The organism is Streptomyces sp. NPDC003635 (assembly GCF_053587635.1).
The window spans coordinates 78154-98534 of record NZ_JBSFOK010000001.1 but is presented as its reverse complement, the minus strand read 5'-3'; the positions used below and the strand labels follow the sequence as shown (position 1 = coordinate 98534).

The window sequence follows — 20381 nt, the reverse complement described above, 5'->3', positions numbered from 1 at the left end:
ATGACCACGACCTCGCCCCAGGGGCGCACCGAACTGCTGAGGCCGGACGGGAGCCCCGTCCGAGTGCTTGTGGTGGACGACGAGTTGTCGATCACCGAGCTGCTGTCCATGGCTCTGCGATACGAGGGCTGGCAGATCCGCAGCGCGGGGGACGGCACGGGGGCCATCCAGACCGCCCGTGAGTTCCGCCCGGACGCCGTCGTCCTCGACATGATGCTGCCCGACATGGACGGGCTCACCGTCCTCGGCCGGCTGCGCCGCGAGCTGCCCGACGTGCCGGTCCTCTTCCTCACCGCCAAGGACGCCGTCGAGGACCGGATCGCCGGGCTCACCGCCGGGGGCGACGACTACGTCACCAAGCCGTTCAGCCTCGAAGAGGTCGTCGCCCGGCTGCGCGGACTCATCCGCCGCTCCGGTGCCGCCGACCGCCGCTCCGACTCCGTGCTCGTCGTCGGTGATCTCACCCTCGACGAGGACAGCCACGAGGTCAGCCGGGCCGGTGAGTCGATCCACCTCACCGCCACCGAGTTCGAGCTGCTGCGCTTCCTGATGCGCAACCCGCGGCGCGTGCTCAGCAAGGCGCAGATCCTCGACCGGGTGTGGTCGTACGACTTCGGCGGCCAGGCCAATGTCGTCGAGCTGTACATCTCTTACCTGCGGCGGAAGATCGACGCCGGGCGGGAGCCGATGATCCACACCCGGCGTGGTGCCGGGTATCTGATCAAGCCCGCGGCCTCATGAGCGGGCGACGACGGACGCGTCCGCAGAAGAGGCGGGCGGCCAAGCCGCGCACCCTGCGGACGCGGCTCGTCGTCGCATCCGTGCTCCTGATCGCCGTGGTGTGCGCGGTGATCGGCACGGTCACCACACTGGCGCTGCGGTCCCATCTCTACGACCAGCTCGACCAGCGGCTGACCGAGGTCACCGGCCGGGCCGCCGGTTTCGGCGCGCCCCCCGGCGCGGATCCGAAACAGGACCCCAAGCAGGATCCCCAGCAGGGCAACGCGGTCGACGACACTCCCTTCACCCTCGAACAGTTCGTCACCCGCGGTGGTCCCCAGCCGCAGGGCACGGTCATCGCCGAGGTCCAGAACGGTTCCGTCACGGACGCCAAGTACGGCGTGAAGGACGAGGACTCCACCGACTTCAGCGGAATGCGGGCCAAGGACCTGACCGAGGCCCAGATCCAGGCGCTGAACTCCGTCGCCCAGGACGGCGAGAAGCACACCGTCGACCTCGGCGGCGACCTCGGCGAGTACCGGGTCGAGTACAAGACGGGCGACAACGGCAGCTACTACGTCGCCATCCCCACCGACGAAGTCAACAGCACCCTCAACACGCTGATCCTCATCGAGGTCAGCGTCACCGCCGCCGGACTCATCGCCGCCTCCCTCGCCGGGACCGTCATCGTCGGTGTCGCCACCCGCCCCCTGCGCAGGGTCGCCGCCACCGCCACCCGGGTCTCCGAACTCCCGCTCCACACCGGCGAGGTGAACCTCAACGAGCGGGTCCCCGAGTCCGAGTGCGATCCGCACACCGAGGTCGGCCGGGTCGGCGCCGCCCTCAACCGGATGCTGGACCACGTCCACGGCGCCCTGCACTCCCGCCAGCAGAGCGAGACGCGGGTACGGCAGTTCGTGGCCGACGCCAGCCATGAGCTGAGAACCCCGCTCGCCTCCATCCGCGGGTACGCCGAGCTGACCCGGCGCGGCAGAGAGGACGTCGGCCCCGACACCCGGCACGCCCTCGGCCGTATCGAGTCCGAGGCCGGCCGGATGACCCTGCTGGTCGAGGACCTGCTGCTGCTCGCCCGACTCGACGCGGGGCGGCCCCTGCAGTTCGAGCAGACCGACCTCGTGCCCCTCGTCGTCGACACGATCAGCGACGCCCGCGCGGCCGGCCGGGACCACAACTGGCGCCTGGACCTGCCCGACGAGCCGGCGCTCGTCAGCGCGGACGCGGCCCGGCTGCAGCAGGTGCTGGTCAACCTGCTGGCCAACGCCCGCACCCACACCCCGACCGGTACGACGGTCACCGCGCGGGTGCGGCGGCGCGGGCCCTGGCTGTGTGTGGACGTCGAGGACGACGGTCAGGGCATCCCCGCCGATTTGCTGCCGCACGTCTTCGAACGGTTCGCGCGCGGCGACTCCTCCCGCTCCCGCGCCTCCGGTTCCACCGGTCTGGGCCTCGCCATCGTGCAGGCCGTGGCGACCGCGCACGGCGGTGCCGTGACCGTCGACAGCGTGCCCGGACGGACCGTCTTCACGGTTCATCTGCCCGCGCTCACGCCGCGGCCCGCGCCCGCGACGAACCGGCCATCCCTCTCACAGGCCCAGCACAGCGCCACCACACGGGTCGAACAGGGCACTTGAGAAGAGTCGGTTCCATGCGAACCGACTCTTCTCCCGGCACCCTGCCGGCGCGGGAGCACCTCCCGGCCGGAGACGCCGGTACGCCTGTCCTGGACGTAGTGATCCCCGTCTACAACGAGGAGAAGGACCTCCAGCCCTGTGTGCTGAGACTGCACGATCACCTCATCCGCACCTTCCCGTACGCGTTCCGCATCACGATCGCGGACAACGCGTCGACGGACACCACCCTCCTGGTGTCCCGGCGGCTGGAGGCGGAGATCCCGGAGGTCCGGGCCGTGCGGCTGGAGCAGAAGGGCCGCGGCCGGGCGCTGCGCACCGTCTGGTCCGCCTCGGACGCCCCGATCCTCGCGTACATGGACGTGGACCTGTCCACCGACCTGAACGCGCTGCTGCCGCTGGTGGCCCCGCTGATCTCCGGCCACTCGGACCTCGCGATCGGCTCCCGTCTCGCCCGCTCCTCCCGGGTCGTGCGCGGCCCGAAGCGGGAGTTCATCAGCCGCTCGTACAACCTCATCCTGCGCGGTTCGCTCCAGGCCCGTTTCTCCGACGCCCAGTGCGGCTTCAAGGCGATCCGCCGTGACGTCGCCCAGGTGCTGATGCCGCTCATCGAGGACACCGGCTGGTTCTTCGACACCGAGATGCTGGTGCTCGCCGAGCGCGCGGGGCTCAGGATCCACGAGGTGCCGGTCGACTGGGTCGACGACCCGGACTCCACCGTCCACATCGTCAAGACGGCCACCGACGACCTCAAGGGCGTCTGGCGGGTCGGCAAGGCCCTGGCCACCGGTTCGCTGCCGCTGGACCGCCTGGCCCGTCCCTTCGGCGACGACCCGCGCGACCGCGACATCAAGGACGTACCGAAGGGCCTGGCCCGTCAGCTCGTCGGATTCTGTGTGGTCGGCGGTCTGTCCACGCTCTTCTACCTCCTCCTCTACAGCGGCTTCCGCCAGTTGACCGGTTCGCAGGTGGCCAACGCGCTGGCGCTGCTGGTCTCGGCGATCGCCAACACGGCCGCCAACCGCCGCCTCACCTTCGGGGTGCGAGGCCCGGCCGGGGCCGTCCGGCACCAGGCGCAGGGCCTGGTCGTCTTCGCCATCGGCCTCGCGCTCACCAGCGGTTCGCTGGCCGCCCTGAGCGCTGCCACCGCCGAGCCCGCGCACTCCACCGAACTGGCGGTCCTGATCGCCGCCAACCTCGCGGCGACCGTCCTGCGCTTCCTGCTCTTCCGGGCGTGGGTGTTCTCCGACCGGCGGGACGAGACCCCCTCGACGGTGGTCACGAGCCACATCCCGCAGCCGCCGCTCCCGCAGCGCCCGATGACTCATGTCCGCGCCGGTGAAGCCGCGGACCACACCTGGAGGGACGCCACCATGCGGCTTCAGCCGGTGCGCACCTCCGACACCGACCCGGGGGACTCCCGATGACCATCACCAGCGACACGGCCGTGCACGAGCCGCAGTCACCACTGGCGCCCGACGCCGGTGTACCCAAGCAGCCCCTGGTCCGCAGACTGTGGCGGGGCCGCCCCGAGGACCCGCGCTGGGCGCGCCCGGCCTTCCTCGGCCTGCTGCTCGCCACCGCGGTCCTCTATCTCTGCAATCTCAGCGCCTCCGGCTACGCCAACTCCTTCTACTCCGCGGCCGTGCAGGCCGGCAGCGAGTCCTGGAAGGCGTTCTTCTTCGGCTCGCTGGACGCGGCCAACGCCATCACCGTCGACAAGCCCCCGGCCGCTCTGTGGCCCATGGCCCTGTCCGTCAAGATCTTCGGCCTGAGCTCCTGGGCGATCCTCGTCCCCGAGGTCCTCATGGGCGTCGGCACGGTCGCCGTCGTCCACGCCGCCGTCCGCCGCCGGTTCAGCCCGGCCGCCGGTCTGATCTCGGGCGCGGTGCTCGCGCTCACCCCGGTCGCGGCGCTGATGTTCCGGTTCAACAACCCGGACGCGATGCTGGCCCTGCTGATGGCGGTGGCCTGCTACTTCGTTCTTCGCGCCGTCGAGGACGGCCGCACGAAGTGGCTGCTGTGGGCGGGCGCCGCGATCGGCTTCGCCTTCCTCGCCAAGACCCTCCAGGCCTTCCTGATCCTGCCCCCGCTCGCCCTCGTCCACGGCGTCTGTGCCCCGGTGTCGGTGAAGAAGCGGATCGGACAGCTGGCGGCGGGCCTGGCCGCGATCGTGGTCTCCGGCGGCTGGTGGGTCGCGATCGTCGAACTGTGGCCGGAGTCCTCCCGCCCGTACATCGGCGGCTCGCAGAACAACTCCTTCCTGGAACTGACCTTCGGCTACAACGGCCTCGGCCGCCTGAACGGCGAGGAGACCGGCAGCGTCGGCGGCGGTGGTGGCGGGGGCGGCACCGGACAGTGGGGCGAGACCGGCTGGGACCGGCTCTTCTCCTCCAGCATCGGCGGCCAGATCTCCTGGCTGATCCCGGCCGCGCTGATCCTGCTGATCGCGGGACTGGTGGCGACGCGCAAGGCCCCCCGCACGTCGGTCACCCGCGGTTCGTTCCTGGTCTGGGGCGGCGCGCTGCTGATCACCATGGTGGTCTTCAGCTACATGCAGGGCATCTTCCACGAGTACTACACCGTGGCCCTCGCCCCCTACCTCGCGCCCCTCATCGGTATGGGCTCGGCGCTGCTGTGGGAGAAGCGGGACAAGGGGTGGGCGTCGCTGACGCTGGCGGCCACCATGACCGCGACGGCCACCTGGGGTTACGTCCTGCTCAACCGGTCCTCCGACTACCTGCCCTGGCTGAGGTGGCTGGTGCTGGTGGGCGGTCTGGCGGCGGCTCTCGGCCTGATCCTCGTGAACCGGCTCGGGCGTCGACTGGCGCTGGGTGTCATGGGCCTGGGGCTGGCGGCAGCGCTGGCCGGGCCGGCGGCGTACACCCTCACGACGGTGGGCGAGGCCCACACCGGGTCGATCGTGACCGCGGGCCCGTCCGTGCAGGGCGGCCGGGGCGGCGGTCCCGGCGGCGGTGGCTTCCCCGGTGGCGGTGCCGGTGGCGGGACGCCGGGTCAGCAGGGTGGTCAGCAGAACCAGCAGGGCGGCGGCATGGCCCAACCCCCGACCGGCGGGACCGGCGGCAACGGCGGCTTCGGCGGAGGCGTGCCGGGCCCTCAGGGCCAGCAGAACCAGCAGAACCAGCAGGGCCCGCAGAACGGCGACGGCGGCATGGGCGGCGGCGGTATGGGCGGTCTGCTCAACGGCGCCGCGGTCTCCGACGAGGCCAGGGAACTGCTGGAGGAGAACGCGGACCACTACACCTGGGCCGCCGCGGCCATCGGCGCCCAGAACGCCGCGAGTTTCCAGCTCTCCACCGGTGAACCCGTGATGGCGATCGGCGGCTTCAACGGCACCGACCCGTCCCCGACCTTGGCCGAGTTCAAGGAGTACGTGGCGGAGGGCAGGATCCACTACTTCATCTCCAGCGGCTCCGGCGGCGGCATGGGCGGCGGCGACAGTGGTACGTCCGCCGAGATCACGGAGTGGGTCGAGGCCAACTTCAAGCAGGTGACGGCCGGTTCGGCCACCTTCTACGACCTGACGCAGAAGGCGAGCGGCTGAGGCGGAAACGACGGCGGCCCGGCCCCGACAAGAACGTGCTGTACACCGTATGGGAGTCGCTATACGGTGTACAGCATGTCTGCGTCCACCTCCGCTGCCACCTCCACCCCCGCATCCCACGGCCACCCCCGGCGCTGGCTGATCCTGGGTGTCATCTGTCTCGCCCAGCTCACCGTGCTGCTGGACAACACGATCCTGAACGTGGCGATCCCGACGCTCACCACGGAGATGGACGCGGCGACCTCCGACATCCAGTGGATGATCAACGCGTACTCGCTGGTGCAGTCCGGTCTCCTGCTCACCGCGGGCAGCGCCGCCGACCGCTACGGCCGCAAGAAGATGCTGATCACAGGCCTCGCCCTGTTCGGCATCGGCTCACTGATCGCCGGACTGGCCGAGAACACCGGCCAGTTGATCGCGGCCCGCGCCGGGATGGGCGTCGGCGGTGCGCTGCTGCTCACCACGACCCTCGCGGTGGCGATGCAGATCTTCGCGCCGGAGGAGCACCCGAAGGCGATCGGCATCTGGAGCGCGGTCAACGCACTCGGGTTCGCCTGCGGCCCGCTGATCGGCGGCTTCATGCTGAACCACTTCTGGTGGGGCGCGATCTTCCTGATCAACCTGCCGGTGGCGGCGCTGGGCCTGGTGGCCGTCGTGGCCCTGGTCCCCGAGTCCAAGAACCCCCGGGGCGACCGTCCCGACCTGCTGGGCGCGCTGCTCTCCACGATCGGCATGGCCTCCCTGGTCTACGCGATCATCTCCGGTCCCGAGCACGGCTGGACGTCCGGCCGGGTGCTGGCGACGGGCACGGTCGCCGTCGTGGTGCTGGCGGTCTTCGCGTACTGGGAGAGCCGGATCCCCTACCCCATGCTCGATCTGCACTTCTTCCGGGACCGCCGGTTCTCCGGCGCGGTCGCCGGCGCCGTCCTGATCACCTTCGGCATGGGGGGCGCGCTCTTCCTGCTCACGCAGCACCTCCAGTTCGTCCTGGGATACGGCCCCTTGGAGGCGGGTCTGCGGACCGCGCCGCTGGCGCTGACGGTCGTGGCGCTGAACTTCACGGGCGTCTCGGCGAAGTGGACGGCGAAGCTGGGGACGCCGATGTCGATCCTGCTCGGGATGGTGTTGATGTCCGGTGGGCTGGTGTCGACAGCGACGCTCGCCTCGGGCGGCTACACCGGGACCCTGCTGGGGCTGGTGCTCATCGGCGTGGGCTGCGCGATCGCCAACCCGGCCATGGCGCACGCGATCATGAGCGCGATCCCCCGGGAGAAGGCGGGGGTCGGCGCCGGGATCAACGGCACGCTGGCGGAGTTCGGCAACGGCCTGGGCGTCGCGGTGCTCGGGGCCGTGCTCAACTCCCGTTTCGCGACGCTGATTCCGGTGGCGGCGAGCAGTCTGCCGGCGGCGCTGGCCTCGGCGGACGGCGAGGCGCAGCGGACGCGGATCAAGGACGCGCTCGCCTCCGGCCTGGAGACCAGCCAGTTGGTAGGGGCGTTGGCCGTGTTGCTCGGGGGGTTGGTCGCGGCGGCGTTGCTGCGTCGGGCCGAGCGGGCAGACTCGGGGGTGGTGGTCGCCCCCTAGTGCGGCACTAGCTCGGGATCGGTGTTGTGAAAGTCCAGGAAGGTGCGTCATGGGTAAGGCAGCTGCGCGGGCAAGCGTCTGGCTGGAGGACAAGGGGCGCCGGAGCGGCCGTTCCGGAGGTCAGCCGGCCACGCTCGACCGCGGGCGGATCACCGACGTGTCCGTGCGGCTGCTGGACGCGGAGGGGCTGGCGAAGTTCTCGATGCGCCGGCTCGCGGCCGAGCTGAACGTGACGGCGATGTCCGTGTACTGGTACGTAGACACCAAGGACGACCTCCTCGAACTCGCCCTGGACGCGGTCTACGGCGAACTGCGGCTGCCCGATCCGGAGGCGGACGAGGACTGGCGCGACCAACTGCGCACGCTGGCCCGGGAGTACCGCGCCCTGCTGGTCCGCCACGCCTGGCTGTCCCCGCTGGCCGGGACCTACCTCAACATCGGCCCCAACTCGTTGGCCTTCTCCCGGGTGGTCCAGCGAGTGATCAGGAAGACGGGCCTGCCCGCCGAGGGCGTGACGGGCGCGATCTCGGCCGTCTTCCAGTTCGTGTACGGCTACGGCACGATCGAGGGCCACTTCTTCAGCCGCGTCGAGGACACCGGCATGACCCCCGACGCCTACTTCCGGCACGCCATGACGACGGTGAGCGAGGTCCCGACGACGGCCGGGGTCATCGAGGAGGCCAAGGACATCATGGCCGCCCGAGGCGGAGACACGGTCGAGGAGATGCTGGAACGCGACTTCGCCTTCGCCCTCGACCTGTTGGTGGCGGGCATCGAGGCGATGGTGGCGCGCGGGAAGTGATCCCACTCGGGGGCGCGGGGCACCGCGCGACCGGCCACGACGGCCCGGCCGCCGCGCACGAGCCCCGGGCCCCCGACGACTAGGCCGTGTTTTGAAAGTCGGTTCTGTTCCTCGCCTTGCATAGTGATGATCTCGGTGTGGGGCGAGGGGATCTTTCTGATGAGCAGTGGGCGGTGCTGGAGCCGTTGTTGCCGGTTGCGGTGTTGGGGCGGCCGTCGTTGGGCCGGCGGAGGCTGATCGATGGGATCCGGTGGCGGGTGCGGACCGGTGCGCCGTGGAGGGATCTGCCGTCGGAGTACGGGCCGTGGCAGACGGTCTACGGACTCTTCCGCCGCTGGCAACGCGACGACACCTGGGCTCTGTTGCTGACCCGGCTGCAGGTCCGGGCGGACGCGGACGGGCTGATCACGTGGGAGGTCAACGTCGACTCCACGATCTGCCGGGCCCACCAGCACGCCGCGGGTGCCCGCCGCGACGGCCAGGCCCAGAAGGAACCGCCGGGCGGGACCCGCACCGAACCCGAGGACCACGGCCTGGGCCGTTCCCGGGGAGGCTTCACCACCAAGATTCACCTGGCCTGCGAACAGGGCCAACGGCCGCTGTCCTTGCTGGTCACCGCAGGTCAGCGTGGTGACAGTCCTCAGTTCACCGCCGTTCTGGAAGGCATCCGAGTACCGCGCACCGGGCCCGGCCGTCCCCGTGTCCGCCCGCTGCGAGTGCGGGGCGACAAGGCGTACTCCTCTCGCGCCAACCGGGCCTACCTGCGAAAGCGGGGAATCCGGTGCACGATCCCGGAGCCTGCCGACCAGGCCGCCAACCGCAAACGGCGAGGGAAGGCTGGCGGGCGGCCTCCAGCCTTCGACCGCGAGGACTACAAGGCCCGGAACGCGGTCGAATGCGGGATCAACCGGCTCAAGCGCAACCGGGCGGTCGCCACTCGCTTCGACAAACTCGCGGTCCGCTTCGAAGCGACCGTCCTGATCGCGGCCATCGGCGAGTGGTTATGACCGCTCCGAGGCGTCGTCTGCGCATGCCATGCTGGCTGCAATCAGGGTGAACAGGGCGAGGGGAAGGCAACGATGGGGGCTCAGTACTACGGCGCCGACAGCGAGAACGGCGACCGCATCGACGACCCCTCCGAGGACGCGCTGTTCATGCTGATCAGCGACCTCAACGACTCCGACAACACCTTCGTGGTCGTCCAGCCCGACGAGGACGACCCTGCCTGGTTCACCTCAGTGGCCGTTCTGAACGAAGGCGGCTTTGAGATCGTCCGCCGTGATACCACCCGCAACGAGCACGAGGTCACCACGGCGACCAGCATCAACGACATCGCCCACGACCTCACCATCTGGATGGCCGCCCGCGACATCCCCGGACGGCCAACCAAGCAGGTCAGCGAGTTCTAAAACACGGCCTAGGCGCCCTCGACCAGCCGCGCCGGAAAACCGCCCGTGGCCACCGGGCCCCACTTCTCCGGAGTGACCCGGATGATGGACTTGCCCTGCTTCACCATCGCCGCGCGGTACTCGTCCCAGTCCGGATGCTCGCCGGCGATGTTGCGGTAGTACTCCACCAGCGGCTCGACGGACTCGGGGGAGTCGATCACCTCGGCGGTCCCCTCCACCTGCACCCACGGCCCGTTCCAGTCGTCGCTCAGCACGAGGACACTCACCCGGGAGTCCCGCTTGGCGTTCCGCGTCTTCGCCCGTTCCGGATACGTGGAGACGACCAGACGCCCGGAGTCGTCCACCCCGCACGTCAGCGGCGAGGCCTGGGTGCCGCCGTCCGCCCGCCGGGTCATCAGGATCGCGCGATGACGGGGCCGTACGAAGTCCAGCAACTCCTCGAGCGAGACACGGGTGTTCGTCGCGATGTTCGGTGCCATGGCCTCAGCCTAGGGGCAGCGACTCGCCCCGCACCGCCTGGACATCCAGCTCCACCCGCAGTGTCGTACCGATGGCGGCGATCCCCGCCTGGACGACCTGGTTGTAGTGCATGGCGAAGTCCTCCCGCCGCAACTGAGCCGTCGCCCGGAACGCGGCCCGCGTACCGCCCCACGAGTCGGCGCCCGTCCCCAGATACGCGAGGTCCAGGTCAACCGGGCGTACGACGCCGTGCAGCCCCAGCTCACCGTGCACGGTCCAGCGATCCGCGCCGACGCCCGCCGTCAGACCCGTCGACCGGTAGGTGATCTCCGGAAAACGCGCCACGTCCAGGAAGTCCGCCGACCGCAGATGCTCGTCCCGCGTGGAGTTCCCCGTGTCGATCGAGCCGGCCCGGATCACCGCCTCCACCCGTGACCTGGTGACGTCGTCCGACGCGATCTCCACGGTCGCGGCGAAGTCGGTGAACCGCCCGCGCACGCTGGAGATCCCCAGATGTTGGGCCACCGCGCCGACCGTCGAGTGCGCCGGGTCCACCGTCCACGGCCCCGGCGGCGGCAGCTCGGTCCCGCCCCGCCGCGCCAGCGTCACCGTGCCGACCTCGGCCCGCCCTCCCCCGGCGGTCACGATCGCGCCGACCGCGGCGGGCGCGTACCCGACGGCGGTGACGATGACGGTGTAGGAACCGGGGGCCAGCGGTGTCGCGTCCCGTACCGCCCCCTCCGCGTCCGCCTCGGCCCGCAGCACCTGCGTACCGGTCATGTCCGTCACCGTGACGACCGCGTGCGACACGGCCCATCCGTCCCGGGTACGGATCCTCGCGGTCAGTCCCATCTCACGTACTCCTCGAGCTCAAAGAAAAACCGGCCCGTGGAGCACACCTCCGCTCAGAGCGTGCTTCACGGGCCGGGGTCGGAACTACTCGCCGGGGTGGGCGAGTTCGATGTCGTGGTCGTCGACACCCCGGCCGCCGACCGTGAGCGCCGAGGCCACCGGCGGGTATCCCGTCGCGATGACGGTGTACTCGCCGCCGTTCAGGTCGGTGAAGGCGTACGCCCCGTCCGTCCCGGTCGTCGCCGTGCCGACGACGTTGCCCGCCGCGTCCACGAGCGTGACCCGCGCGTCGGCCAGCGGACCCCCCGGCGCCCGTACGACGCCCTGGACCCGCGCGCCGGAATCGAGGTCGACCTCGACCCGGGTGACACCGGTGCCGCCGATCTCGACCGGGAGGGCACGCGGCCGGAACCCGGCGGCGTTCACCGCGACGGTCACCGTGCCCGGCACCAGCTCGCCGAAGGCGAACTCGCCCTGCTCGCCGGTGGCCGCGGTAGCCAGCAGGTCCCCCCGCACATCGGTGACGATCACCATCGCGTCCTCGACCGGCAGCGCGCCCTCGGCGGCCCGCACCACACCGCTCAGCCCGCTGGTGCCGCTGAGCAGGATGTCGTACGTCAGCGGATCCTCGCCGACGACGATGGTGGACGCCTGCGGCTGGAAGCCGTCGGCGGAGGCGATCAGGACGTACGAGCCCGTGGCCGGCGCGTCGACCCCGTAGGAGCCATCGGCCTGGGCGACCGCGCGGCCCAACTGCCGTCCGGAGAGCGAGATCAGGGTGACCGCGGCCCGCGGGACGGGCACGCTCTCGGCGCCGCGGACGAATCCGCGCACGGGGACGCCACCAGAGGTGACCCGCACGGTGCCCTCCTCCACGACAGGGGCCTCGGCCACGGCGACAGCCGTCGGAACCGGCGCCGGAACAACCGCCGGCGCCTCCCCCTTGGCGCCCTCCGCCGCCTGCGCCAGCGCGCCGGACGTCCGCAGCGGGACCTCCTTGATGAAGAGGGTCACGACGAAGGCGAGGAAGGCGATCGGGGCGACGTACAGGAAGATGTCGGCGATGCCGTGGCCGTAGGCGCTCTCCAGCCAGGTGCGGATGTGGGTGGGCAGCGCGTCCATGTCGGGCAGTTCGCCGGAGCCCACGGCCTTGGCGGCGGCCGCCTGCTCCCGCGGGCTGAGCGAGCCGATGGTGTCGGTGGCGTAGTGGCTGATCCGGGTCGACATCACGGAGCCGAGCGCCGAGACGCCCATCGCGCCGCCTAGGGACCGGAAGAAGGTGACGACCGAGCTGGCGGCGCCGAGCTCGTGCGGGGCGACCTGGTTCTGCGTGGAGAGGACCAGGTTCTGCATCATCATGCCGATGCCGAGGCCCATGACCGCCATGAAGACGGCGATGTGCCAGTACTCGGTGTCGTAGCGCATGGTGCCCAGCAGCCCGAGCCCCGCGGTCACCAGCACGCCGCCGGTGACCAGCCAGGCCTTCCACTTGCCGGTCTTGGTGATGACCGCGCCGGAGACGGTCGACGACACGAACAGACCGGCGATCATCGGGATGGTCATGACGCCGGACATGGTCGGGGACTCGTCCCGCGCCAGCTGGAAGTACTGGCTGAAGAAGACGGTGCCCGCGAACATCGCGACACCGACGAGCAGCGAGGCCAGCGAGGCCAGGGTGATCGTGCGGTTCCGGAACAGGCGCAGCGGGATGATCGGCTCGGCGGCCCTGGTCTCGACGAAGAGGAAGACCAGCACGAGCGCGAGGGCGCCGCCGACCATCGAGTACGTCTGCCAGGACAGCCAGGCGTACTTGTCGTCCGCGAAGGTGACCCAGATCAGCAGCAGACAGACGGCGGCCGTGATGAAGAAGGCGCCGGTCCAGTCGACCTTGACCTTGCGCCTGCTCTCCGGCAGGTGCAGCGTCTTCTGCAGCACGAGCAGGGCGATCAGCGCGAACGGGATGCCCACGTACAGGCACCAGCGCCAGCCCAGCCAGTCGGTGTCGGTGATGACCCCGCCGACCAGCGGACCGCCGACGGTCGCGACGGCGAAGGTCGCGCCGAGGTAGCCGGAGTACCGGCCGCGCTCCCGGGGGGAGATCATCGCGGCCATGATGATCTGGGCGAGCGCGGTCAGACCACCGGCGCCGAGGCCCTGGATGACGCGGGCGCCGATGAGCATCCCGGAGTTCTGGGACACACCGGCGACGACGGATCCGGCGATGTAGATGACCAGGGCTATCTGGACGAGGGCCTTCTTGCTGACGAGGTCGGCGAGCTTGCCCCACAGCGGGGTCGAGGCCGTCATCGCCAGCAGCGCGGCGGTCACGACCCAGGTGTACGCGCTCTGCCCGCCGCCGAGGTCCTGGATGATCTCGGGCAGGGCGTTGGAGACGATCGTGGAGGACAGGATGGCGGCGAACATGCCGAGCAGCAGCCCGGAGAGCGCCTCCATGATCTGCCGATGCGTCATGGGAGCCTCGCCGGAGCCTCCTCCGTGCTTGGCATGAGCCCGCACACCGGCTGGTGTGGTCGTAGCCATGGACTTCCTTCTCTTAGCGCTTCTACGCGGTGGTCGCGGGTGTACGGGGGGACTGGTCGTGCTGGTCGAAGCAACGCCGTAGCCGTGCCATGAGCCCGGTGAGCCGGGCGACGTCCTCGTCGCTCCAGTCGCTCAGCCGGTCGGCGAGCACCTGGGTGGTCCGCCGGGACAGCTCGTCGACCTGCGCCCGCCCGGCCGGCGTGAGACGCAGGATGCGGCCGCGCTTGTCCGCGGGGTCCGGGGAGCGGTCGATCCAGCCGCGCTCGGCGAGATGCGCGACATGCCGGCTGGTGACGGACATGTCGACGGCGAGCAGCTCGGCGAGCTTGCTCATGCGCATGTCCCCGTGCCGGTCCAGCAGGGTCAGTACGGCGGCGGAACCGCTGGGACAGTCGGACGGCAGCGTCCGCCCCATCTCCCGCTTCACGGCGCCGAAGGCGCTGAACTGGCGGACGAGCTCCTCGTACTGCGCCTGTTCGGCCATCGCACCTCCCGGATTTCGTTGCTTGGGGCAACCGTAGAAGCCGTTGGTTGCTACAGGCAAATAAATTCGGTGAGCACGGCATAAAAACTTGGCAAAGGCAAGTATTGCGACCGTAAATGTGCAGGTGGGGCGGGTTCCGTGAGCGTCGGTGCAGGTGCCGGGCCCGCACTTGGGCGGCACCCCCGGATTCGCTAGGGTTTCGGGCCATGGCTAACACCCAGGGCCCCCAGGGCAACTACGACCCCGCCGGCAGCACCCAGATGTTCCGTGCGTTCGTGGACGAGGCGCCGCAGGGGCGTCAGCAGGCGGCCGCCTCCAGCGGTCCCCGCATCGGCCTGATCATCGGCATCGTCGTCGCCGTCGCGGTCGTCGCCGCCGTGGCGTGGCTGGCGCTGAAGTAACCCCTCACCCTTCCCACCGGACGGTCACGTCCCGCGTCTCCACGTGCATTCCCAAGGGCACGCGCCACGCGTCGACGCACACCGTCCAGGTCTTCCCCTTCCGCGCGCCGCCCTCGATCGGCGCCGGAAGCTCCTCGGCCGACTCCACGGTCCCCCAGTCGACTCCGAGCGCCCCGATGATGTGCGTCCCGAAGGTCACGGTGCCCGAACGGACCGGATCGCCACCCGAGTTGTGGAATTCCAGCGTCACCTTCTCGCACCACCGCTGCTGTGCCCCCGCCCGCTCCGGTTCGGACCAGGTGAGCGCGGCGGGGGCGGCTGTCGCCGAGCCGCTGGGCGTCGGCGCGGCCGAACTCGCGGGCGTACGGCCGGGGTTGGCGCGTGCCGCCGACGGCGCCGGGTTGGGGGGATCGCCGGGTGCTGGTGGGGCGCTGCTCGGTTCCTGCCCGGAATCCTCGTGCTCGGTGCGCGAGTCGCCCTCGGTGGCACGCCCCTCCGGCTCCAGCGGTACCAGCGTCACCTCGCCGGTGGGCGCCGCCGTCGCGGGAACCGCGCCCGGAGCCCCCACAGCGACATAACCGTCGCCGCCCCCGTCGCCCGCGCACGCGGCCAGGAGGCCGCCCAGGCACACGGCGGCCGCGGAGGCGGTGAGCAGTGCGCCCGCGCGGCCGTACGTCCATGTCGTGGGCCGAAGCATCGCGCCATGGTGGCTGACGCTCCGTCAGAAAGGAACCCTTCGCACTCCTAGGACTCCTCGAACCCTCCGAGTTCGTAGGCCCCTCGGGCCTCAGTCCGAGATGAGCCCTTCCCGCAGCTGGGCCAGCGTCCGGGTCAGCAGCCGGGAGACGTGCATCTGGGAGATGCCGACCTCCTCCCCGATCTGGGACTGGGTCATGTTGGCGAAGAAGCGCAGCATGATGATGCGGCGCTCGCGGGGCGGGAGCTTGGCCAGCAGGGGCTTCAGGGACTCGCGGTACTCCACGCCCTCCAGGGCGCTGTCCTCGTAGCCGAGGCGGTCGGCCAGGGAGCCCTCGCCGCCGTCGTCCTCGGGGGCCGGGGAGTCGAGGGAGGAGGCCGTGTAGGCGTTGCCGACCGCGAGGCCGTCGACCACGTCCTCCTCGGACACGCCCAGTACCGCGGCGAGTTCGGTGACCGTCGGGGAGCGGTCCAGCTTCTGGGAGAGCTCGTCGCTGGCCTTCGTCAGGGCCAGGCGCAGCTCCTGGAGCCGGCGCGGGACGCGCACGGACCACGAGGTGTCGCGGAAGAACCGCTTGATCTCACCGACGACGGTCGGCATGGCGAACGTCGGGAACTCCACGCCCCGTTCGCAGTCGAACCGGTCGATCGCCTTGATCAGCCCGATCGTGCCGACCTGGACGATGTCCTCCATCGGCTCGTTGCGGGAGCGGAAGCGCGCGGCGGCGTACCGCACGAGCGGGAGGTTCAGCTCGATCAGGGTGTCGCGGACGTAGGCGCGCTCGGGGCTGTTCTCGTCCAGCGCGGCGAGCCGCAGGAACAGGGAGCGGGACAGGGTGCGGGTGTCGATGGCTCCTGAGGTCGCCGGGGTCGGCGCGGCCTCGACAAGGGCCGTTACGTCGTCGTCGAGCGCGGGCGCAGCCTCGCTCTTCGTGAGCGTGAGCACCTTGGAGCTGCCCTGTTCTGCGGACATGCCACCCCCTCTGGGTCGCGGGACGGTCGTGGCGAACGCCCCTGCGAGGAACGTCAGCCTTCACCTGAATACCGGAGCCGAAGCCACGGCAAACGCGCTTCCCGCAGAATGTCACATGTCGGCAACACGCTGTAGTGACATGTCGACATGTAAGACGTGAATCCGCCCTGGAAACAAGGGGTCTGACGGTTTTTCGGCGCGAAACTGTCGGGAACCGCCCTGGTGAGCGATTCGCTCTCCCCGGTTACTGTTCGCTCAGGCTTTCGGTCGACTGCCGGTCGAACTTCGCTGGGGCGCCGATACTCGGGTGCCGATGCTCAGGCGCCGCCACTCACGCGGCCACTCCTCACGCGTCGATCCGGTTCGCGGACCGCAACCGCTGGAAGCTCCGGGCGAGCAGCCGCGAGACATGCATCTGGGAGACGCCGAGTTCCGCGCTGATCTGCGACTGGGTGAGATTGCTGTAGTAGCGCAGCAGCAGAATGCGCTGTTCCCGTTCCGGCAGCTGGACGAGCAGGTGCCGCACCAGATCACGGTGCTCCACACCGTCCAGCGCGGGGTCCTCGTAACCGAGCCGGTCCAGCAGCCCCGGCAGCCCGTCGCCCTCCTGGGCCGCCTCCAGTGAGGTGGCGTGGTACGACCGTCCCGCCTCGATGCAGGACAGCACCTCCTCCTCGCTGATGCGCAGCCGCTCGGCGATCTCGGCGGTCGTCGGGGTCCGTCCGAAGGCGGTGGTGAGGTCCTCGCTCGCGCTGTTGACCTGCACCCACAGCTCGTGCAGTCGGCGCGGTACGTGGACCGTGCGGACGTTGTCCCGGAAGTACCGCTTGATCTCTCCGACGACGGTCGGCATGGCGAAGGTGGGGAACTGCACGCCGCGGTCCGGGTCGAAGCGGTCGATGGCGTTGATGAGCCCGATCGTGCCGACCTGGATCACGTCCTCCATCGGCTCGTTGCGGGAGCGGAAGCGGGCGGCCGCGTAGCGCACGAGCGGGAGATTGGCCTCGATGAGCGCCCCGCGCACCCGGTTGTGCTCCGGCGTGCCCGGCCGAAGCTCCTTGAGCTGCCCGAAGAGCACCTGGGTGAGCGCTCGGGTGTCGGCGCCACGGCTGCGCGGTGCGGCCGCCGCCGCTTCTGGGGCCGCTTCTTGGGGAGGCGCAGTACTGGCCGACACGGTCAACTCCACCTCGTGATCCATCAACTCATCCGTCAAAAGCGGTCATAGCATCACAAGACATGTGCACTGTGTGCAAGCACCGCATAACGCCGTGTTGAGGGTGAAGTAGTGCTGAAGACGCACAAAAGCCCCCCGCCGTTACGGCGGAGGGCTGCGGGGTTCGGCGGCTCAGTACTCGTAGTCCGCGATCACCCAGGTGGCGAACTCCTTCCAAAGGGTCACGCCCGCCTGGTGCTCGGGGTGCTCCACGTACCGGCGCAGGGCGTCGGTGTCGTCGAAGGCGGAGTTGATCGCGTAGTCGTAGGCGATGGGGCGGTCGCTGAGGTTCCAGCCGAGTTCCCAGTGGCGGATCTCGGAGATCTTGCCCTCCAGCGACTGGAAGGCCTTCTCGCCCTCCAGGACGCGGGGGTCGTCCCGCTCGACACCCTCGTTGAGCTTGAAGAGGACCAGGTGGCGGATCATGAGTCTCCTCCGTCGGCGAGCCAGGTCATGAAGTCGCCGATGGCCTTGGCGGCGTTGGATATGCCCTCGAACCCTATCTGCACGTAATCGGCCGCTTTGGCCGGGTCCGTGATGATCACGTAGAGCACGAAGACCACGAGCACATAGACGGCGACCTTCTTCGAATTCACCGCCACTGCGGCCTCCCTGCACGCGCCCCCTGTTGACGGCGGTGAGTGTATCCGTCACGCCCTTTTCAAGAACCCCGGCCCGAACCCCGCGGACGCACGAAGGGCCCCGTCTCTCGACGGGGCCCTTCTCAAGCGGTAGCGGAGGGATTTGAACCCTCGGTGACTTGCGCCACACTCGCTTTCGAGGCGAGCTCCTTCGGCCGCTCGGACACGCTACCGAGGGAGACCTTACAGCACCGGGGCCCCTGCTCCGAAATCGGTATTCGCCGACCGTTCACCGATTCCGGAAGAACGCGGTGAGCAGCCCCGCGCACTCCTCGGCGAGCACTCCCTCGACGACCTCGGGGCGGTGGTTGAGCCGCCGGTCGCGGACGACGTCCCAGAGGGAGCCCGCCGCGCCGGCCTTCTCGTCCCGGGCGCCGTAGACGACCCGGTCCACCCGGGACTGCACCAACGCGCCCGCGCACATCGTGCAGGGCTCCAGCGTGACGACCAGCGTGCAGCCCGTCAGCCGCCACTCCCCGACCTCGGCGGCGGCCCTGCGGATCGCCAGCACCTCGGCGTGCGCGGTCGGGTCGCCGGTGGCCTCGCGTTCGTTGTGCCCGGCGCCGAGCACCGTCTCGCCGTCCGCGGACAGCACGACGGCGCCGACGGGCACGTCCCCGCCCCGGACGGCCAGTTCGGCCTCGTCCAGGGCGAGCCGCATCGCGGCCCGCCAGCGGTCGCGTACCGGGTCCGGGGGACCCGCGGGAAGGGCCGGGATCAGCGGACGGTCTCCAGGACCTCCGCGGCGCCCAGCGCCTCGGCGATGGCGCCCAGCGCGTCGTCGGCGTCCAGGGCCTTCAGCTCCTTCTCGCTGACACCCAGGTCGTCGAGGATCTCGCTGTCGCCGACCGGGCTGTGCGGCACGGCGTCGGCGGCGGTGCCGTCCTCGTCGTCGGAGTCGCCGTCCGGCTCCTCCGTGCCGTCGAGGTCGAGGGCGTCCAGGTCGGCTTCGTCCTCGCCCGGCTCCTTTCCGAGCAGTTCGTCGGTGAGCAGGATCTCGCCGTAGCTGCTGCGGGCAGCGGCGGCGGCGTCCGAGACGTAGATACGAGGGTCGTCCTCGCCGTCGATGCGGACGACACCGAACCAGGCGTCCTCCTGCTCGATGAGCACCAGCACCGTGTCGTCCTCGGGAGAGGCTTCACGGGCCAGGTCGGCCAGATCCGACAAGGTCTCCACATCGTCGAGCTCTGTGTCGCTCGCTTCCCACCCGTCTTCGGTGCGCGCGAGCAGTGCGGCGAAGTACACCGTGACTCTCCCACTGGTCATAGGCGTGCCGGTTGGGGGTCCCCCCGGCGGAGGTTGCGGGCGGGGAGAGCGGTGCTCCGAGCCCCACCCACTCGGAATCGTGGCAGAAACGGAGCGTCCAGGGGACGTCTTCGGCTCCCTGTGTCCGCCCGTTTTGATCGTCCACCAGCGGGATCGTACGCGGCCATCGGCGTGGATCAGGCATCAGGCGGCCCGAGAACGTCCCGAGCGCTACCAGCGGAAGGTGCGCATGCGCATGGCGTGGCGCAGCCGTGCGGCCTTGGCGCGGCGGGGCTGGACGCGGTCGCGCAGCTCCCGGGCCTCGGCCAGTTCGCGCAGGAACCGGGCCCGGCGCCGACGCCGCTCCGCTTCGGTCTCCCGCGGCGCGGGGTTCTCCAGCGACTCACTGTCAGGCATGTGTGCACCCCCAGTACGTCCCTCCCACTTTCCCCCTGATGGGCGGTTTGATGCCAGCGCCGACGGCGCGGTGCCCCGGTTACTGTTAGGGACATGCGTCTCCACGTCGTCGACCACCCTCTGGTCGCCCACAAGCTCACCACGCTGCGCGACCAGCGCACCGACTCCGCGACGTTCCGCCGTCTCGCCGACGAGCTCGTCACCCTGCTCGCCTACGAGGCCACGCGGGATGTGCGCACCGAACAGGTCGACATCCAGACGCCGGTCTCGCGGACCACCGGCGTCAAGCTCTCCCACCCGCGGCCGTTGGTCGTGCCGATCCTGCGCGCCGGGCTCGGCATGCTCGAAGGCATGGTCCGGCTGCTCCCCACCGCCGAGGTGGGCTTCATGGGCATGATCCGCAACGAGGAGACGCTGCAGGCGTCCACGTACGCCACGCGCATGCCGGAGGACCTCTCCGGGCGGCAGGTGTACGTCCTGGACCCGATGCTCGCCACGGGCGGCACGCTGGTCGCGGCGATCCAGGAGCTCATCAAGCGCGGCGCGGACGATGTGACGGCCGTGGTGCTGCTCGCCGCCCCCGAGGGCGTCGAGGTCATGGAGCGGGAGCTGGCGGGGGCGCCGGTGACCGTGGTGACGGCCTCGGTGGACGAGCGGCTCAACGAGCACGGGTACATCGTGCCGGGGCTGGGGGACGCGGGGGACCGTATGTACGGAGCCGCGGAGTAGT

At 70.4% G+C, this 20381-nt stretch carries 22 protein-coding genes and 1 tRNA gene; 10 read left to right on the top strand and 13 right to left on the bottom strand.

Features of this window, described 5'->3' with window-relative positions; genetic code table 11:
- The 8 genes from ACWDRW_RS00490 to ACWDRW_RS00455 all read left to right on the top strand — a co-directional run bounded on the left by ACWDRW_RS00490 (position 1) and on the right by ACWDRW_RS00455 (position 9729).
- Positions 1–741 carry a response regulator transcription factor gene (locus tag ACWDRW_RS00490; protein ID WP_194078854.1) on the top strand — a complete coding sequence of 247 codons (741 nt, stop codon included), beginning with the start codon at positions 1–3 and terminating at the stop codon, positions 739–741.
- Positions 738–2372, top strand: coding sequence for an ATP-binding protein (locus ACWDRW_RS00485; RefSeq protein WP_451717928.1), 1635 nt, complete (start codon positions 738–740; stop codon positions 2370–2372). Before ACWDRW_RS00490 ends, ACWDRW_RS00485 begins: the two co-directional genes overlap by 4 nt.
- Before the next feature lie 14 nt (positions 2373–2386).
- Entirely contained in the window at positions 2387–3796 is a 1410-nt protein-coding gene (locus ACWDRW_RS00480; RefSeq protein WP_451717925.1) for a glycosyltransferase, read from the top strand.
- Entirely contained in the window at positions 3793–5934 is a 2142-nt protein-coding gene (locus ACWDRW_RS00475) for an ArnT family glycosyltransferase (protein ID WP_451717923.1), read from the top strand. The genes ACWDRW_RS00480 and ACWDRW_RS00475 overlap by 4 nt, the downstream gene beginning before the upstream one ends.
- Positions 5935–6009: 75 nt before the next feature.
- Positions 6010–7518 carry an MFS transporter gene (locus tag ACWDRW_RS00470; protein WP_451717920.1) on the top strand — a complete coding sequence of 503 codons (1509 nt, stop codon included), beginning with the start codon at positions 6010–6012 and terminating at the stop codon, positions 7516–7518.
- A 49-nt stretch (positions 7519–7567) separates the two neighbouring features.
- A complete protein-coding gene (locus tag ACWDRW_RS00465; RefSeq protein WP_451717917.1) occupies positions 7568–8320 on the top strand; it encodes a TetR/AcrR family transcriptional regulator in 753 nt (250 codons plus the stop codon).
- A 137-nt stretch (positions 8321–8457) separates the two neighbouring features.
- Complete coding sequence (locus ACWDRW_RS00460) at positions 8458–9327, top strand: IS5 family transposase (RefSeq protein ID WP_451717914.1); 870 nt, start codon at positions 8458–8460, stop codon at positions 9325–9327.
- A gap of 72 nt (positions 9328–9399) precedes the next feature.
- Positions 9400–9729 (top strand): hypothetical protein, encoded by a 330-nt coding sequence (locus tag ACWDRW_RS00455; protein WP_451717911.1) that lies wholly within the window; start codon positions 9400–9402, stop codon positions 9727–9729.
- Between the two features lie 8 nt (positions 9730–9737).
- Here the strand turns inward: ACWDRW_RS00455 and ACWDRW_RS00450 are convergent, their stop codons facing one another.
- The 4 genes from ACWDRW_RS00450 to ACWDRW_RS00435 form a co-directional block, all read right to left on the bottom strand.
- On the bottom strand, positions 9738–10208 hold the full coding sequence (locus ACWDRW_RS00450) for a PPOX class F420-dependent oxidoreductase (protein ID WP_451717908.1): 471 nt from the start codon (positions 10206–10208) through the stop codon (positions 9738–9740).
- A gap of 4 nt (positions 10209–10212) precedes the next feature.
- Positions 10213–11040 (bottom strand): YceI family protein, encoded by an 828-nt coding sequence (locus ACWDRW_RS00445; protein WP_451717906.1) that lies wholly within the window; start codon positions 11038–11040, stop codon positions 10213–10215.
- Between the two features lie 84 nt (positions 11041–11124).
- Positions 11125–13581, bottom strand: coding sequence for an MFS transporter (locus tag ACWDRW_RS00440; RefSeq protein WP_451717903.1), 2457 nt, complete (start codon positions 13579–13581; stop codon positions 11125–11127).
- A 22-nt stretch (positions 13582–13603) separates the two neighbouring features.
- A complete protein-coding gene (locus ACWDRW_RS00435; RefSeq protein ID WP_451717900.1) occupies positions 13604–14065 on the bottom strand; it encodes a MarR family winged helix-turn-helix transcriptional regulator in 462 nt (153 codons plus the stop codon).
- 206 nt (positions 14066–14271) lie between these two features.
- Between ACWDRW_RS00435 and ACWDRW_RS00430 the strand changes: the two genes are divergently transcribed.
- A complete protein-coding gene (locus ACWDRW_RS00430) occupies positions 14272–14466 on the top strand; it encodes a hypothetical protein (RefSeq protein ID WP_451717897.1) in 195 nt (64 codons plus the stop codon).
- Between the two features lie 4 nt (positions 14467–14470).
- Here the strand turns inward: ACWDRW_RS00430 and ACWDRW_RS00425 are convergent, their stop codons facing one another.
- From ACWDRW_RS00425 to ACWDRW_RS00385, 9 genes are all read right to left on the bottom strand, one after another.
- Positions 14471–15163 carry a hypothetical protein gene (locus tag ACWDRW_RS00425; protein ID WP_451717894.1) on the bottom strand — a complete coding sequence of 231 codons (693 nt, stop codon included), beginning with the start codon at positions 15161–15163 and terminating at the stop codon, positions 14471–14473.
- A 90-nt stretch (positions 15164–15253) separates the two neighbouring features.
- Positions 15254–16135: an RNA polymerase sigma factor SigF gene (locus ACWDRW_RS00420; protein ID WP_451717891.1), complete on the bottom strand. Its 882-nt coding sequence runs from the start codon at positions 16133–16135 to the stop codon at positions 15254–15256.
- A gap of 346 nt (positions 16136–16481) precedes the next feature.
- Positions 16482–17333, bottom strand: a complete 852-nt coding sequence (locus tag ACWDRW_RS00415; protein WP_451717888.1) for an RNA polymerase sigma factor SigF — start codon at positions 17331–17333, stop codon at positions 16482–16484.
- A 147-nt stretch (positions 17334–17480) separates the two neighbouring features.
- Positions 17481–17774 (bottom strand): Dabb family protein, encoded by a 294-nt coding sequence (locus tag ACWDRW_RS00410; RefSeq protein ID WP_451717885.1) that lies wholly within the window; start codon positions 17772–17774, stop codon positions 17481–17483.
- Complete coding sequence (locus tag ACWDRW_RS00405; RefSeq protein WP_451717882.1) at positions 17771–17950, bottom strand: hypothetical protein; 180 nt, start codon at positions 17948–17950, stop codon at positions 17771–17773. The genes ACWDRW_RS00410 and ACWDRW_RS00405 overlap by 4 nt, the downstream gene beginning before the upstream one ends.
- Before the next feature lie 127 nt (positions 17951–18077).
- A tRNA-Ser gene (locus tag ACWDRW_RS00400) sits at positions 18078–18162 on the bottom strand.
- 56 nt (positions 18163–18218) lie between these two features.
- A complete protein-coding gene (gene tadA / locus ACWDRW_RS00395; RefSeq protein WP_451717879.1) occupies positions 18219–18650 on the bottom strand; it encodes a tRNA adenosine(34) deaminase TadA in 432 nt (143 codons plus the stop codon).
- Positions 18651–18706: 56 nt separating this feature from the next.
- Positions 18707–19234 (bottom strand): tRNA adenosine deaminase-associated protein, encoded by a 528-nt coding sequence (locus tag ACWDRW_RS00390; RefSeq protein WP_451718651.1) that lies wholly within the window; start codon positions 19232–19234, stop codon positions 18707–18709.
- 231 nt (positions 19235–19465) lie between these two features.
- The gene (locus ACWDRW_RS00385) at positions 19466–19651 is read right to left on the bottom strand and encodes a hypothetical protein (protein WP_451717876.1); all 186 of its coding nucleotides are present in this window, start codon (positions 19649–19651) and stop codon (positions 19466–19468) included.
- 93 nt (positions 19652–19744) lie between these two features.
- Between ACWDRW_RS00385 and upp the strand changes: the two genes are divergently transcribed.
- Positions 19745–20380: a uracil phosphoribosyltransferase gene (gene upp / locus ACWDRW_RS00380; protein ID WP_451717873.1), complete on the top strand. Its 636-nt coding sequence runs from the start codon at positions 19745–19747 to the stop codon at positions 20378–20380.
- The last annotated feature ends 1 nt before the right edge of the window (position 20381 follow it).

Bases quoted from the DNA above. Each gene is read 5' to 3' on its own strand.
- ACWDRW_RS00420 (WP_451717891.1), bottom strand. From the start codon at position 16,135: ATGTCCGCAGAACAGGGCAGCTCCAAGGTGCTCACGCTCACGAAGAGC.
- ACWDRW_RS00490 (WP_194078854.1), top strand. From the start codon at position 1: ATGACCACGACCTCGCCCCAGGGGCGCACCGAACTGCTGAGGCCGGAC.
- ACWDRW_RS00440 (WP_451717903.1), bottom strand. From the start codon at position 13,581: ATGGCTACGACCACACCAGCCGGTGTGCGGGCTCATGCCAAGCACGGA.
- ACWDRW_RS00450 (WP_451717908.1), bottom strand. From the start codon at position 10,208: ATGGCACCGAACATCGCGACGAACACCCGTGTCTCGCTCGAGGAGTTG.
- ACWDRW_RS00475 (WP_451717923.1), top strand. From the start codon at position 3,793: ATGACCATCACCAGCGACACGGCCGTGCACGAGCCGCAGTCACCACTG.
- ACWDRW_RS00485 (WP_451717928.1), top strand. From the start codon at position 738: ATGAGCGGGCGACGACGGACGCGTCCGCAGAAGAGGCGGGCGGCCAAG.
- ACWDRW_RS00470 (WP_451717920.1), top strand. From the start codon at position 6,010: ATGTCTGCGTCCACCTCCGCTGCCACCTCCACCCCCGCATCCCACGGC.
- ACWDRW_RS00415 (WP_451717888.1), bottom strand. From the start codon at position 17,333: ATGGATCACGAGGTGGAGTTGACCGTGTCGGCCAGTACTGCGCCTCCC.
- ACWDRW_RS00425 (WP_451717894.1), bottom strand. From the start codon at position 15,163: ATGCTTCGGCCCACGACATGGACGTACGGCCGCGCGGGCGCACTGCTC.
- ACWDRW_RS00430 (WP_451717897.1), top strand. From the start codon at position 14,272: ATGGCTAACACCCAGGGCCCCCAGGGCAACTACGACCCCGCCGGCAGC.
- ACWDRW_RS00435 (WP_451717900.1), bottom strand. From the start codon at position 14,065: ATGGCCGAACAGGCGCAGTACGAGGAGCTCGTCCGCCAGTTCAGCGCC.
- ACWDRW_RS00465 (WP_451717917.1), top strand. From the start codon at position 7,568: ATGGGTAAGGCAGCTGCGCGGGCAAGCGTCTGGCTGGAGGACAAGGGG.
- upp (WP_451717873.1), top strand. From the start codon at position 19,745: ATGCGTCTCCACGTCGTCGACCACCCTCTGGTCGCCCACAAGCTCACC.
- ACWDRW_RS00385 (WP_451717876.1), bottom strand. From the start codon at position 19,651: ATGCCTGACAGTGAGTCGCTGGAGAACCCCGCGCCGCGGGAGACCGAA.
- ACWDRW_RS00445 (WP_451717906.1), bottom strand. From the start codon at position 11,040: ATGGGACTGACCGCGAGGATCCGTACCCGGGACGGATGGGCCGTGTCG.
- ACWDRW_RS00480 (WP_451717925.1), top strand. From the start codon at position 2,387: ATGCGAACCGACTCTTCTCCCGGCACCCTGCCGGCGCGGGAGCACCTC.
- ACWDRW_RS00455 (WP_451717911.1), top strand. From the start codon at position 9,400: ATGGGGGCTCAGTACTACGGCGCCGACAGCGAGAACGGCGACCGCATC.
- ACWDRW_RS00410 (WP_451717885.1), bottom strand. From the start codon at position 17,774: ATGATCCGCCACCTGGTCCTCTTCAAGCTCAACGAGGGTGTCGAGCGG.
- tadA (WP_451717879.1), bottom strand. From the start codon at position 18,650: ATGCGGCTCGCCCTGGACGAGGCCGAACTGGCCGTCCGGGGCGGGGAC.